This is a genomic window from Bacillota bacterium, from assembly GCA_036504675.1.
Lineage (GTDB): Bacteria > Bacillota > Sulfobacillia > JAJYWN01 > JAJZPE01 > DASXUT01.
Genome location: DASXUT010000065.1, coordinates 14,124 through 27,147, shown reverse-complemented (window position 1 = coordinate 27,147; position 13,024 = coordinate 14,124). Strand labels below are relative to the sequence as shown.

Annotated in this window: 13 protein-coding genes and 1 tRNA gene; 12 read left to right on the top strand and 2 right to left on the bottom strand. The window is 66.3% G+C overall.

The annotated features are described in order from the left end of the window. The first annotated feature begins 150 nt into the window (after positions 1 to 150). Positions 151 to 597 carry a Fur family transcriptional regulator gene (locus VGL40_04970; protein HEY3314618.1) on the top strand — a complete coding sequence of 149 codons (447 nt, stop codon included), beginning with the start codon at positions 151 to 153 and terminating at the stop codon, positions 595 to 597. Here the strand turns inward: VGL40_04970 and VGL40_04965 are convergent. Beyond that, entirely contained in the window at positions 594 to 1,292 is a 699-nt protein-coding gene (locus VGL40_04965; GenBank protein HEY3314617.1) for a hypothetical protein, read from the bottom strand. The genes VGL40_04970 and VGL40_04965 overlap by 4 nt on opposite strands. 298 nt (positions 1,293 to 1,590) lie before the next feature. Here VGL40_04965 and VGL40_04960 point away from each other — a divergent pair, with 298 nt between their 5' ends. From VGL40_04960 to VGL40_04915, 10 genes are all read left to right on the top strand, one after another. Further along, positions 1,591 to 3,477 carry a polysaccharide deacetylase family protein gene (locus VGL40_04960; GenBank protein HEY3314616.1) on the top strand — a complete coding sequence of 629 codons (1,887 nt, stop codon included), beginning with the start codon at positions 1,591 to 1,593 and terminating at the stop codon, positions 3,475 to 3,477. Then, on the top strand, positions 3,464 to 4,891 hold the full coding sequence (locus VGL40_04955) for a MurT ligase domain-containing protein (protein ID HEY3314615.1): 1,428 nt from the start codon (positions 3,464 to 3,466) through the stop codon (positions 4,889 to 4,891). The genes VGL40_04960 and VGL40_04955 overlap by 14 nt, the downstream gene beginning before the upstream one ends. 3 nt (positions 4,892 to 4,894) lie before the next feature. After that, complete coding sequence (locus VGL40_04950) at positions 4,895 to 5,650, top strand: glutamine amidotransferase (protein HEY3314614.1); 756 nt, start codon at positions 4,895 to 4,897, stop codon at positions 5,648 to 5,650. A gap of 202 nt (positions 5,651 to 5,852) precedes the next feature. Continuing rightward, the gene (locus tag VGL40_04945) at positions 5,853 to 6,221 is read left to right on the top strand and encodes a metal-sensitive transcriptional regulator (protein ID HEY3314613.1); all 369 of its coding nucleotides are present in this window, start codon (positions 5,853 to 5,855) and stop codon (positions 6,219 to 6,221) included. Between the two features lie 73 nt (positions 6,222 to 6,294). Then, positions 6,295 to 7,221, top strand: coding sequence for a thioredoxin-disulfide reductase (gene trxB, locus VGL40_04940; protein HEY3314612.1), 927 nt, complete (start codon positions 6,295 to 6,297; stop codon positions 7,219 to 7,221). Between the two features lie 3 nt (positions 7,222 to 7,224). Further along, positions 7,225 to 7,551 (top strand): thioredoxin, encoded by a 327-nt coding sequence (trxA, locus tag VGL40_04935; protein HEY3314611.1) that lies wholly within the window; start codon positions 7,225 to 7,227, stop codon positions 7,549 to 7,551. A 116-nt stretch (positions 7,552 to 7,667) separates the two neighbouring features. Continuing rightward, a complete protein-coding gene (locus VGL40_04930) occupies positions 7,668 to 8,228 on the top strand; it encodes a flavodoxin family protein (protein ID HEY3314610.1) in 561 nt (186 codons plus the stop codon). Positions 8,229 to 8,294: 66 nt separating this feature from the next. Continuing rightward, positions 8,295 to 8,391 (top strand) — tRNA-Sec (locus VGL40_04925). A gap of 132 nt (positions 8,392 to 8,523) precedes the next feature. After that, a complete protein-coding gene (locus VGL40_04920) occupies positions 8,524 to 9,831 on the top strand; it encodes a trypsin-like peptidase domain-containing protein (GenBank protein ID HEY3314609.1) in 1,308 nt (435 codons plus the stop codon). 196 nt (positions 9,832 to 10,027) lie between these two features. Further along, positions 10,028 to 11,026, top strand: coding sequence for a hypothetical protein (locus VGL40_04915; GenBank protein HEY3314608.1), 999 nt, complete (start codon positions 10,028 to 10,030; stop codon positions 11,024 to 11,026). Between the two features lie 124 nt (positions 11,027 to 11,150). Here VGL40_04915 and VGL40_04910 read toward each other — a convergent pair whose 3' ends face one another. After that, positions 11,151 to 11,852, bottom strand: a complete 702-nt coding sequence (locus tag VGL40_04910; GenBank protein ID HEY3314607.1) for a hypothetical protein — start codon at positions 11,850 to 11,852, stop codon at positions 11,151 to 11,153. A 612-nt stretch (positions 11,853 to 12,464) separates the two neighbouring features. Here VGL40_04910 and VGL40_04905 point away from each other — a divergent pair. Then, entirely contained in the window at positions 12,465 to 12,935 is a 471-nt protein-coding gene (locus tag VGL40_04905) for a CAP domain-containing protein (protein HEY3314606.1), read from the top strand. Positions 12,936 to 13,024 lie beyond the last annotated feature (89 nt).

The following is a 13,024-nucleotide window of genomic DNA, read 5'->3' as shown; positions in this document are numbered from 1 at the left end:
GACGGCAATCTGGCCTTCAGCGGCGACATCGGCGTGGCCATCGCCATCCACGGGCTGATGGACGACATATACCGCCTCTACGCGCTGGCCAAGGCCTCGGCTTGAGGCCGGCCACGCGCGCCCAGGCCGGGGGGGAGCGGGGGATCACCGATGGACGAGACCCTTATCGGTCAGGTCCGGGAGCTGATGGCGAAGCGCTCTTCACGCCTGACGCCGCAGCGCTTGGCCGTCCTCGAAGTGCTGGCCGCCAGTCACGGGCAGCACCTCGGGGCCGATGACGTGCACGCCCGACTGCGGGGCGACCATCCGGAGATCGGCCTGGCCACTGTCTATCGCACCCTGGACCTGTTCGAGCACCTCGGTCTGGTCCACCGAGTCGACCTGGGGGCCGGGCGCGGCCAGTACGAACTGGCGGCGGCCGAGCCGCGCCACTATCATCATCACCTGATCTGCGTCCAGTGCGGTCGGATCCAGGAATTCGGGGATGACCTCCTCGACAAGCTCGAGGCGGAGATCACCCGCAAGGCCGACTTCACCGTGGTCGACCACACCCTGAGGGTCTACGGTTACTGTGCCGACTGCCGGAAGAAAGGCTAGGGATTGGCGAAGTCGCCGACCAGCATCCCCAGGCGGTGCCAGAGGAGGCTGATCCGGTCGACCGCCGTTGGCGCGCCGGTCAGTAGGTCGGCTCGGCTGGTGGCGATCATCTGGGCGATTTCGTCCAGGTCGGTCCTTAACGCGACCGGGGCCACCCTGAGGCACTGGTCGATGGTCGACCCGGCGAGGGCCAGGCCCGCCCGGGCGTCGCCGCGGTTCTCCTCGACCAGGTCCAACTGGACTTGAAGGACTTCGGCCTTGGCCTTAAGGAGCAATGTCTTGACCTCGAGGGACAGCCTCAGTTGCTGTCCCTCTTCGCTTTGCCGGCCAAGCCCGCGGTTTATCGTCTCCTCCAGGGCCTTCAGGCGCTGGTCGGTGGCCGCCCGGAAGGTCTCGAAAGCGGCCGGAGCGCCGATCCCACCTTCGTCGGTCCCCGCCCCTGGGCCCCCCACCGCACCCGGGGCCGCCGGTGCCCCGGACGCCGATCTAGCTGTCTCGAACTGGGCGAACCGGGCCACGACCTCGGCCCTGAGCCGCTCGATCTCCTGTTGGCGATCGAGGCGTTCCTGGACCATCAGCCACGTGCTCACGGCGTAACTGGTGCCGGCCGCCAGAAGGATCAGCAGAACCGCCACCAGCAGGCTGCGGGCCGTCTTGACGAGCCCTTCAACCGCCTTCTTGAGGGTTTCGCGCATGGCAGACCACCTCGAGAAAGGATATGAGGGTCGTCCACGGGACATAACAAAGAGCCCTCTCGCCTGCGCGGAGAGGGCTCCCTCGACCGGCAAGACCCCGAATACGGCCGGCCGCCGCGCGTGGACCAACGAGGCCAACCCGACCATCCTCCCCGGCGTATAAACAACCCCAGCCCCGCATACCCTTAACCGATAAATCCCAGGATTTAGCGGAAAAGGGGCATGGGGCTTGTCTCAACCTCGCAGATCATCGGCGAAAGCTCTGAAACACCGGGCTTTCGCCGTCTTGGCGGCCTTCTTGGTCGGTAGCGTCGGGCTCCTTGGGTCACCCGCGGTCGACGCCGCTCCCGCCGCCGTCACGGCCGGCGCCCCATCGAGCGGGTCCGCCGAGTATGCCCTCGCGGTAGTGCCTGGCGGGGTCGTGCGAGTAGCCCTGACCCTCAAAGCCCCGCAGCGGGCCGTGATCACCGTCAGGCTGCCGAGCGGGGCCTCGGTCCTGGAAATCACACCCGCGGACGCGCTGGAGGTCCTGCCTCCGGTCGACGATGCCGGTACGCTATCGCCCTTGAGGCTGGCGGCGGGCAAGGCCGCCGTCGTCACCTATTCCGTCTCGCCGCCGTGGTCCGCATCCTCGCCAAGCCGGGAGAGCCCGCCTCTTGACGCGGGCTGGTCCTGGGCCGACTTGTCCGACCTGGCTGCGGGCCTGGGGGGCGTGGTCAGGCTGGGTCGGGTCACCATCGCGGCCGAGCCGGCCGAGGATGGCAGCCCCACCGGACCGGCGGCCTACGTTGCCGGCGACCTGTTGTCGGGCCGCGGCGTCCTGATCGTGGGTCCGGCCGTCGGGCTGCGCGGCTGGCGGCTGTGGGTTGGAGAAAAGCCGGTCGACGTCTATGTGCCGGGCGGGTCCAACCAGAAGAACGACCCGCCGCGGGGCCTGGTCGAGTTGGCCCGGCTCTGTCGAGCCTACGGCCTGGGCGCGCGCGACCACCTGACCCTCTTCGACCCGACGGGCGACCCGGTCGAGCTGGCGGCTCGGTATTGGCGGTCACTCTTCCCCTGGGACCTCGGCCCCGACCAGGCGGGCTGGGTCCGGGGATTTGCCCTCTATAGCCTGGCCTCGGTCGAGGCCGGCGTCGACGATGAGCGGGCCGAGTCCTACCTTCAAAGCCTGGGCGCCACCACGGACCAGCCGTTACCCGGCGGCCCCACCCCCGACCAGCCATCACCCGGCCACGGTGAGGCCCTTTTCCTGGCCCTCGGGCTTGAGCTCCGGCAACGTACCGCCGGGGTCGTCGGCCTCAATGACCTGTTGGACTACATCAGTCTATACGGGCCGGGGGAACACCTCGACGGGCCGGCCCTGTCACTGACGACCATCGGCCTGACCGGCCGTGACTTCACCGATTGGTTCCAGGGCCGCCTGATCACCGACGGGCCGCCGGCCGCCCAGCCGGCCATCCCCTCCGATTTCATCGCCCGGGAGATGGCCTACCTTCGGCAGGCCGCCACCCCGACTGGGGGGACCGCCGCCAAACCGGCCTCCGACCGCCCGTTACCCCTTGCGGCGGTAGCCCCGGGGGCGGCCCGCCCGGCGCCGGAGGGGAGGAAGGTGGTCTACCTCACCTTCGATGACGGCCCCAGCGCCGTCACCCCCCAGGTCCTCAAGACCCTCGAAGACTACGGCGTCAACGCCACCTTCTTCGTCATCGGGGTGAACGTCCGCCGCTATCCGAACCTGGTCAAACGGATGGCCGAGGACGGCGACGCCATCGGCAACCACACCTTTGACCACGACCAATCGACCGTCTACGCCTCACCGGCGGCGTTCCTCGCCTCGGTCAAGAAGGCCGAGTCGGTCATCTCCGGCGTGACCGGGTCGGCGCCGGCCATCGTCCGGGCCCCGGGCGGCACCTCCGGCCACTTCACCCCCGAATACTACCCGGTCCTGGCGGACAACGGCTACACCGTCTACAACTGGGACGTCTCGAGCGCCGACACGGACGCCTCCAAGCCAGACGCGGCGGCCATCGCCGAGAATGTCATCGGCGCGGTCAAGGGCCGTCGCACCGCCATCGTCCTGATGCACGACAGCGCGGGCCACGCTTCCACCGCCGAGGCCCTGCCGGTGATCATCCAAGCTCTCCTAGAGGCCGGTTATGAGTTGGCTACCCTTGGCCCCAAGTAGGCGCATCGAGGGCCCCCTGGGCCCACGCGGGCTGGTCGCAGTCTGGCTCGCCAAGTCGATCATCCGCCTGAGCCGCGTCTTGGGGCTCGGCGGCTCGACCTTCCCCGGGACCGTGGCCCGGCGGCTGGCCCCCGGCATCCTCGGGGCTTTGTCGGCCGGCCTGCCGAAGGGGGTCATTCTGGTCACCGGGACCAACGGCAAGACGACCACCGCCCGGATGATCGCCGGGGTCCTTCGGGCCGCCGGTCTCAAGGTCGTCCATAACCGGTCGGGGGCCAACCTCATCACCGGCGTCACCGCCGCCTTCATCGACGCCACCGATTGGCGCGGGCGCCTCGATGCCGATATCGGATTGGTCGAATGCGACGAGGCGACGGTGCCCAAGGCGGTCTCGGAGCTCCCGGTGCGGATCCTGCTGGTGACCAACTTCTTCCGCGATCAACTGGACCGCTTCGGCGAGCTGGCCCACACGGTCGAGCTCGTCCGCAGCGGCGCCGCCCGTTTGGACGACGGGGCCCGCCTCCTGCTCAACGCGGACGACCCTCTGGTGGCGGGGATTGGGCGGAACGTCGACATCCCGGCGGTCTACTACGGAATCGACGACGAACGGCAGGGGGCCCCCCGGATGGTCCAGGCCCGCGAGGCCAAGCACTGCCTGGAATGCGGAGAGCCCTATGACTATAAGGTCTACTACTACGCCCATCTCGGCAAGTACCGTTGCCCGAGATGTGGACGGGACAGGCCGCGGCCGGACGTAGCGGCGACGGCCATCGAACTCGATGAGGTCAGCGGCAGCCGGCTGACCGTCCGGACCGCGGACGGACCCGAACTGGACCTGACCATCTCCCTGCCCGGTCTATATAACGCCTACAACGCCCTGGCCGCGGCCACCGCCGGGCTGGCGGCCGGGGCCGGCCCCGAGGCCATCAGATCGGGCCTGGCCGAGGCCTCCAGTTCCTTCGGCCGAATGGAACCCATCGACGTCGACGGTCGCCGCGTCCTGATCGCCTTGGTCAAGAACCCGGTCGGGTTCAACGAAGTGGTCCGGACCGTCCTCGGCGACCGCGGGGCCAAGCGCCTGGTCATCGCGATCAACGACAACTATGCCGACGGTACCGACGTCTCCTGGCTGTGGGATGTCGACTTCGAACAACTGGCCGCGGCTCATGCTGAGATAGACTTCGTGGTGACCTCGGGGATCCGAGCCGAAGACATGGCGGTTCGCCTGAAATACGCCGGGGTCGAGACGAATAGGATTTCGGTCGAGGAGGACATCTCGGCCGCCCTGGCCCTCGCCCTGGGCCGGGTGGAGGCGGGGCAGACCCTCTACGTCCTCCCGACCTACACGGCCATGCTCGAGGTCCGCCGGGTGATCCAGAGGATGGGCTACGCCAGGCCCTTCTGGCAGGCATGAGGGGTGATCGCCATCGGCCCTCAGATCAGGATTTGTCACCTCTATCCGGACCTCATGAACATGTACGGAGACCGGGGCAACGTCATCGCCCTTCGGCGTCGGGCCGAGTGGCACGGCCTCGATCCCATCGTCGACGAGGTGTCCCTGGACGACCGGCCGGACTTCCTCGGCTACGACATCGTCTTCATCGGCGGCGGCCAGGACCGCGAGCAGAGGCTGATCTGCCTCGATTTCCAGCGGGTCAAGGGGTCGGCCCTGGCGGAGGCGGTCGAGGACGCCGTCGCCCTCCTGGCCATCTGTGGCGGCTACCAACTCCTCGGCCAGTATTATCAGACGGCCAACGGGGAGCAGGTTCCCGGCATCGGCGTCCTCGATCTCTGGACCGTCGCCGGGAAGAAGCGGCTGATCGGCAACGTCATCGTCGAGACCGACGCTTTCGGCCCGTTGACCACGGTGGTAGGCTTCGAGAACCACTCCGGCCAGACCTATCTCGGTCAGGGGTTGAAGGAGATGGGCCGGGTCGTGCTCGGCTACGGTAACAACGGCGAGGACGGCGGGGAAGGGGTTGTCTATCGCAACACCATCGGGACCTACTTGCACGGCTCGCTCCTGCCAAAGAACCCGGCCATCACCGACCATCTGCTCAAGCAAGGCCTCCTTCGCCGGTATGGGCAGGCCGACCTGAGACCGCTCGACAACAGCATCGAAACCCGGGCCCATGAAGCCGCCATCCGGCGGGCCAGGACCAAGGCTAGGTGAACGACCGGAACCGCCTCGGATAACCACGCCGACGACCAGGAAAGCCTAGGTCCGAGGCGCCTTTTTTTGGCCCCCGGGCCGGGCCGAAGACCGGCCACAATGGCAAAGCTTGGAGTCCTTGACAGGCACGGCAGGCGGTGTTATCATGATTCTGGTCATACCCTACCGGGTATAAGCACTAGAGCCGAACGGGGGAGAAACGATGCCCAGGAAGCGGCCAGGGCCGCCGACGGCCCCGGGTGGTGACGCGTCGCCCGTGGGCTTCACCACGCCTGATGACGGTGCCGGACCAGTGCTCGATGAACCAGAATGGGGTCCGGCCGAAGCCCTGATAAAACGGCTCAGGCGAGTTGAGGGCCAGGCCCGGGGGCTCCAGAAGATGCTCGCCGAGGGGCGCGAGTGCGAGGAAGTCATCATCCAACTGGCGGCCATGCGCGAAGCGATCAACAAGGTCGGCATGGCGGTCATCGGCAAGTACATGGAGAAGTGTATGCGTCAGGACATGACCCAGGGGAAGTCGGGGCGCGAGGGCCTCGAGCGGGCGGTCAGCATCCTGATGAAGTTCTCGTGACCAACCCGACCGAGCGCTCCCTGTTGTCCGAAGCCTTAGCCCCCCATCTTTTCCGAGATGAGGTTGACCGAGAATGGCTGATGAGAAAGTCTACGACGTCCTGATCATCGGCGGCGGCCCGGCCGGTTTGACCGCCGCCCTCTACGCCTCCCGTTCGAATCTGACCGTCGCCGTCCTGGAAAGGGGCATGGCCGGCGGCCAGGCGGCGACCACCTTCAAGATCGAGAACTACCCCGGTTTCCCCGAGGGAATCGGCGGGCCCGATCTCGGCCAGGCCTTCGAACGCCAGGCCACGAGCTTCGGGGCCGAGATCATCCAGACCGAGATCGAGTCGCTCGACCTCCGGTCCGATCCCAAGACCGTGAAGGCCTACGAAGGGGAGTATCGGGGCCGAACGGTCATCCTGGCCACCGGCACCGAACCGCGAAAGCTCGGGGTCAAGGGCGAGGAGGAGTTCCGCGGCCGCGGCGTGTCCTATTGCGCCACCTGCGACGGCGCCTTCTTCCGGGATGAGGCCATCGTCGTCGTCGGTGGAGGGGACGCCGCCGTTGAGGAAGCCCTCTTCCTGACCCGCTTTTCCAAGAAGGTCAGCATCGTCCACCGGCGTGACAAGCTCCGGGCGGCGTCGGTCATCCAGGAGCGGGCCGGGACGAACAAGAAGATCGAGTTCATCTGGGATTCCGTGGTCGAGGAGATCCAGGGGGAGCAGTCCGTGACGGGGGTCGTCGTCCGCGACCTCAAGACCGGCGGCACCGCCACCGTGCCGGCGGCCGGAGTGTTCATCTACGTCGGCCTGACCCCCAACACCAGCCTGCTCAAGGACCAGGTGAAGCTGGACGATCACGGCTACGTCCTGGCCGGCGAGGATACCCTGACCTCGGCCCGTGGGGTTTTCGCCGCCGGCGACGTCCGCAAGAAGCCCCTCCGCCAGGTGGTGACGGCCGTCGGCGACGGGGCGGTGGCCGCGATGATGGCCGGCAAGCACTTAGAGGAGGAATAGACCATGGCCAACGTTTTCAGCGTCACCGACAACGACTTCGAGCTGGAGGTCCTCAAGGCCAACACGCCAGTGCTGGTCGACTTCTGGGCCGCTTGGTGCGGGCCGTGCAAGATGGTCGCCCCGGCCGTCGAGGCCATGGCCGAGGAGTTCGAGGGTAAGCTGAAGGTGTGCAAGATGAACGTCGACGAGAACCCGAAGACCCCGGCTGACTACGGGATCATGGGCATTCCCACCCTGATCGTCTTCAAGGGCGGCGAGGTCAACCAGAAGATCGTCGGGGCCGTCCCCAAGGAAGCCCTGAAGGCCAGGATCGCCCCGGCCATCGGGTAGCCCGCCGGCGTCGGAAGGATAGCCTCGGCGGAAGGAAACTCGGCCCCTCCTGTCCAAGTGACCCCTGGACGAGGCAACTGACGTCCTCATCTAGGGGTCAACTGACGAAGGAGGGGATGGCGACGCGAGTCATCGGGTTTGCCGGCAGCCCCCGGGTCGGGGGGAACTCGGATCTCTTGCTCGACGAAGTCCTCGCCGGGGCCACTGAGTCCGGCGCGACGGTGGAAAAGGTCCGGCTCAACAAGCTGACCATCAAGCCGTGCCAGGGCTGCGACTCGTGCCAGAAGCCGGCCCGTAAGGGCGAGGGCTGTGTCAACATCGACGACATGCAGGAGCTTTATGGGAAGCTCCTCGAGGCCGACGTCTGGGTCCTGGCTACCCCGGTCTACTGGTGGGGTCCCTCGGCCCAACTCAAGCTGATGGTTGACCGCTGGTACGGGCTTCCCGGCCGCCACGACAAGCTGGCCGGCAAGCGGGCCGCCCTGGTGGTGGCGATGGGCGACGAGGAACCGAAGACCGCCCATCCGACGATCGAGATGTTCACCGACGCCTTCGAGTACCTGAAAATGAAGTTCTTCGAGCCGGTGGTGGCGGTGGCCCACGATAAGGGCGAGGTCAAGAAGGACCAGGCGGCCCTGAGGAAGGCTCGGGAACTGGGCCGGAAGATCGCCTCGTAGATCGCTCGGCAGGTTTGCCCCGGTCTCGGCGCTGTGGTAGGATTTCAGTAGGCATCAAGGTTTCGCGGGGGTAGCTGGGTCCTGGTGGGTCTCCCGGCCTTCAAAGCCGGCGGCCTGCGGTGATCCCGCGGGCGGTGGGTTCGATTCCCACATACTCCCGCCAAAATTCTTCCTCTGTATCCCATGTATTCCAAGGTGTCCTATCCGCTTCAAGAAAAGCCGGCCTCAGACCGATACACGGTGTGAGCCGGCTTCTTTATGTTTTGCCAGTACTGAAGCCTTTGGAGGTCACCCCATGCCCAAGCCACGAGCCATCAGCACCGCCTTCATCGCCCTATTGCTTGCCGCCCTAATCCTGGCCACCCCGAGCCCCGCCTGGGCCGCCACCTATGCCGGATACCCAGTGGTTGGCGTGACCGTCGACGGACTGGCGGTCGAGGGGGCCGTCCCGGCGATCAGCATCGACGGGACGACCTTGGTCCCGCTGCGGGCTTTCTCCGAGGCCCTCGGGGCCAACCTGGAGTATGATGAGACCACGGCGGCCATCGATGTCCACACCGACTTCCGAGCTAGGCTCGACGACCTGGAGCGGAAGGTGCTCGACCTCGAGGTCCGGGCCGGGGCGGCCGAGGAGGCCCTTGCCCCGGCCGAGGTCTACCAGCTGGTCAGGCCGTCCGTGGTCAGCCTGGTGGTTAAGACCGAGGATGAGTTCGGCGACACCGGCTACAGCCGCGGGACCGGCGTGATCACCTGGAAATCCGAGGACGGGGCCGAGGCCCAGGTGACTACCAACGGCCACGTCGTCGAGGGCTACTCGGAGATCCTCGTCATCCTCCACGACGGGCGAGTCCTCAACGGGGAGTTCTGGTCCAGTGACGCCGACCTCGACTACGCCTGCGTCCAGATCGAGGGGGAAGACCTGCCGCCGGCTATCGACTGGGGTGACCCGGGAGCCGTCGACATCGGCGACCGGGTGATGGTCATCGGCAACCCACTCGGCTACCGGGATTCCGTCTCGGTCGGTGTCCTCAGCGGCAAGAACCGCGAGGTCGACGGGAGCGGCTATGCCTACCTGCAAACCGATGCCCCGGTCAACCCGGGCAACAGCGGGGGACCGTTGGTCGACGCCGGGGGCGGGTTCATCGGCCTGGTGACCCACAAGGTCTCCGGTGATGGCGTCGAGGGTCTGGGCTTCGCCATATCGGTCGACTCCCTCCGACAGGCCTTTGACATTGGCTACCACCCCGAGCAGCAGCGGGCCTACCTGGGCGTGGTCGTCGCCGAAAGCGTCGCGGCGACCCTCGGGGCCAGGTCGGAGACCGGGCCGACGATCACCAGACTCGACCCCGATGGGTGCCTGGCCAAGGCCGGTCTGAGGCCCGGCGACGAGATCGTCGCCCTCGGCGGCCAGGAGATGGCCTACTTCAGCGACGTGCGGAAGGTCGTCGATACGGCCCTTCCCGGGGCCCGGCTGACCGTCACCTACCGGCGGGATTCCCTGCTGGTCGAGACCCAGGTGGTACCTGACGGCCTCGAGCGCTGGGCGGTGAAACCCGTCCTCGAAGACGGGCCGGGGTTGGAGGATTGGGAGGCTGCTTTCTAGAGACGGATTCGGACAAGCTTCGCGGATGCACGGCGTCATATGTCGTCACAAAGCCCATAATGTCGGGCGTTTCCAGGGCCCGAACGGAGGAGAGGGTAGCCGTCCCGGAGAAATCGGTCGGTCATTGACGGCTTTTGCAGCAGGCATCGCCGAGCGGCGAGATACGCCGTGCTAGCACGAGGAGGTTGTTGCCAAGATGACCGGAGAACCGACCGAGGTCTCGAGGAAGCTCAACGGTTTCATCACCCGTTTCGAGAAGGCCACGGCCCGGCGGACCTTCGTCCTCGTCGGCCAGTTCGGACCCGACCTTCCTGAGCTGATGCTGAGCGAGTGCAGTTCTACCCTCGGCCAGGTTCTCAATGCCCGGCAGGACATCGACCTCATCCTCGAATCTGAGGGCGGTTCGGTGGACAGCGCCTACAAGGCCGCCGTGGTCCTGAGACAGTTCGCCAAGAGTCTCCGAGTCTTCGTCCCGGGCTTGGCCAGGAGCGCGGCGACCCTCTTCTGCCTTTCCGCCGACGAGGTGGTCATGTCGCCCATCGCCGAACTCGGGCCGCTTGACGCGGAGGTGCCCGACCCGCGCGATCCGGGGAAATCCATGTCCGCGCTGGATGGCTATCAGAGTGTCGAGTACATCCGCGGTTACGCCCTCGGGACGCGGGCCCTGGCGATGTCGGACACCCTCAACAACTCCGATTGCCCGGTCTCCCTCAACGACGCCATGGATCGCGCCGCGGACCTGGTCCAGAAGCTCATCTCCCCGATGATCTCCCGGATCGAACCGCTGGACTTCGGCGGATGGGGCCGGGTCCTCGACATCGGCCGTGAGTACGCCGAACGGCTGCTGCTCCGCCGCGGGGTTGCCGCCGAGCAGGCGCGGGCCATCGCCTACCGGCTCACCTACGCCTATCCGCACCACCGCTTCGTCGTCGACCTTCTCGAGGCCAAGGAATCCCTAGGACTGAATATCAGCCCGATGGCGGGGGACCTCTATGACATCGCCGACGGCATCGTTCGCTTGGCCCTCTCCGAGAACGGCCAGACCTACGTCGGCTTCGCCTCTAAAGAGCGCCTGGGGCAGGCCAGGGAAGGGCAGGCCCCGGAGGCCGGTGAGCCGCCCGCGCCCGAGCCTAAGGAGCCGCGCCTCGGGAAGAACAAAGAAGCCGCGCCGGCGGCGTCCTTGCCGCACTCTTAACCCGGCCGCACTCCCAGTCCCATCCAGCCCACCCAGCCCGAGCCGGCGGGAAAGAAGAACGACCGCTGGGACGTACGTCCCGGCGGTCGCTTTTTCTCTCCCTGAACCCGCCAGGTCTCCGGGGCTATCCGACGGGCGTATGCGTGGTCGTCAGCGGCACCTCGAAGATCTCGGGCGGGAACACGGTCGGGAATGGCGCGGCGATGAAGCCCTCGCAAAGGCTACCCAGCTCGCGGCAGGTCGGCGGGACCGGGCAGTACCCAAAGGCGCCGAGCATCAGCTGGACTTGGCCTTCACTCTTGACAATGGCCCGGAGGCCGATGGTCACGCAGACGCTGAAGGGAGTGGTCGTGGTGATGACCCGGGCGCCCAGGCAGGCGAAGGTGACCACTTCGATCTTGCCGAACATCGTCGACGGGTTCGGCATGAAGAGCAGGACGTCCTGGTTGAAGCACAGCTGGGTGGCCGGCAGGCTGATGGTGAAGGTTTGAGCGGCGGCGTCGGTGAAGGTGACGCTGGCCGGCCCGCAGATGGTCCCGATCACCCGCTGGAGCAGGGGTTGACCGGGAACGGCCGCCGTGGTGATCGGTCCGACGGTGGCCGGGCCCGCCGTGCAACTGACGAAGGTGAAGGGCGGGACGGGTACCGGCGTGACCGGAGTGATCGTCACCCCAACGGTGTCGAAGGGCACGCAGAACTCCGCGCACTCGACGTTGGAGCAAGAGTCGAAGACCTTGTCGACGTCGACGCAGACGATCTCAGTGATCGGCGGACACGGTGTGGCCGGCGTACAAGGGCCGGGAATAATCGCTTGCTCCCCGCTCATTGGCTTCAGAAGATCCGACATGGCTTTCCTATATTGCACCTCCTTTCAGCGAAATGGTCCGGAGCTAGATGCATGAAGCGGGACGGGAAATTCCCCAATCCCGCTTCATGTTATGGCCCGTGGCCCATAATCGTTCCCGACATAAGCTGTTTACGCTGCCCTTTTGTTTCCAGTACTGTCGAAAATAGCGTATCTTGGTGGATTCCAGAATCATGCTGGTATCCTTACCAAAAACTGCGACATCAGGGCCTTCTTGAGCTTTTGACCAAAGGCTTCCGATAGTCTACCCTTAGGATCATGGGCTTGTCCGCGAAATCTAAGTCCGAGAGGGGAGCGAGATTGAAAAGGAGAGCTAAGATCACTAGGGTTTTCGCCCTTTCGCTGGTGGCTTTCATGGCCCTCGCTTTGGTTCCGGCGCGGCCGGCGGCCGCCTCCTGGTACCTAACATATTACTACCAAGGCAGATCGATTGGCCGGCCTTCAACGACCCCAGCGCCGCAGCCGGTGCCCCAACCGGCGCCCGCTCCGACGCCGACACCCGCTCCGACGCCCACGCCGGTGGGCGGGTATCTCGGCGGTTGGTCGGCTTGGGCCTATCGCTGGCACCAACCTGTGACCACGACCCCGCCGACGCCGACGACCCCGCCGACGCCGACGACCCCTCCCACGACCACGCCCCCGCCCCCGCCGGTGGCCGGGCTCACGGCCGAGGAGCAGTGGATGTTCGACGCGGTCAACCAGGCCCGGGTCGGGAATGGCTTAGCCCCCTTGAAGATCAACCTGACCCTGGTCGCTCTGGCCCGCCAGAAGGCCCAGGACATGGTGACCAACAACTACTTCGCCCATCAGTCGCCGACCCTTGGTTCGGCCTTTGACCAGATGAAACGGGCCGGTGTCTACTTCACCACCGCCGGAGAGAACCTCGGCGAGGCCAACAGCGTCTACACCGCTCACTATCGACTCCTGGCCAGTCCTGACCACCATGCCAACATCATGAACTCGACCTACACCGAGGTCGGCATCGGGGTCATCGACCTGTCCCCCTCGGGAGTCATGGTCGCCCAGTTCTTCATCGGCAAATAGATTCCAATCGAAATTGCCCCGCCAAGTCTCTGACTCGACGCGGCTCCGCTTCTGGCGGGGCCTTTTTTTTCATTCTCCCTCGTTTGCCC

Excerpts from the sequence above, each read along its gene's own strand:
- VGL40_04915 (HEY3314608.1), top strand. The coding sequence starts at position 10,028 with ATGACCGGAGAACCGACCGAGGTCTCGAGGAAGCTCAACGGTTTCATC.
- trxB (HEY3314612.1), top strand. The coding sequence starts at position 6,295 with ATGGCTGATGAGAAAGTCTACGACGTCCTGATCATCGGCGGCGGCCCG.
- trxA (HEY3314611.1), top strand. The coding sequence starts at position 7,225 with ATGGCCAACGTTTTCAGCGTCACCGACAACGACTTCGAGCTGGAGGTC.
- VGL40_04965 (HEY3314617.1), bottom strand. The coding sequence starts at position 1,292 with ATGCGCGAAACCCTCAAGAAGGCGGTTGAAGGGCTCGTCAAGACGGCC.
- VGL40_04930 (HEY3314610.1), top strand. The coding sequence starts at position 7,668 with ATGGCGACGCGAGTCATCGGGTTTGCCGGCAGCCCCCGGGTCGGGGGG.
- VGL40_04945 (HEY3314613.1), top strand. The coding sequence starts at position 5,853 with ATGCCCAGGAAGCGGCCAGGGCCGCCGACGGCCCCGGGTGGTGACGCG.
- VGL40_04970 (HEY3314618.1), top strand. The coding sequence starts at position 151 with ATGGACGAGACCCTTATCGGTCAGGTCCGGGAGCTGATGGCGAAGCGC.
- VGL40_04920 (HEY3314609.1), top strand. The coding sequence starts at position 8,524 with ATGCCCAAGCCACGAGCCATCAGCACCGCCTTCATCGCCCTATTGCTT.
- VGL40_04910 (HEY3314607.1), bottom strand. The coding sequence starts at position 11,852 with ATGAGCGGGGAGCAAGCGATTATTCCCGGCCCTTGTACGCCGGCCACA.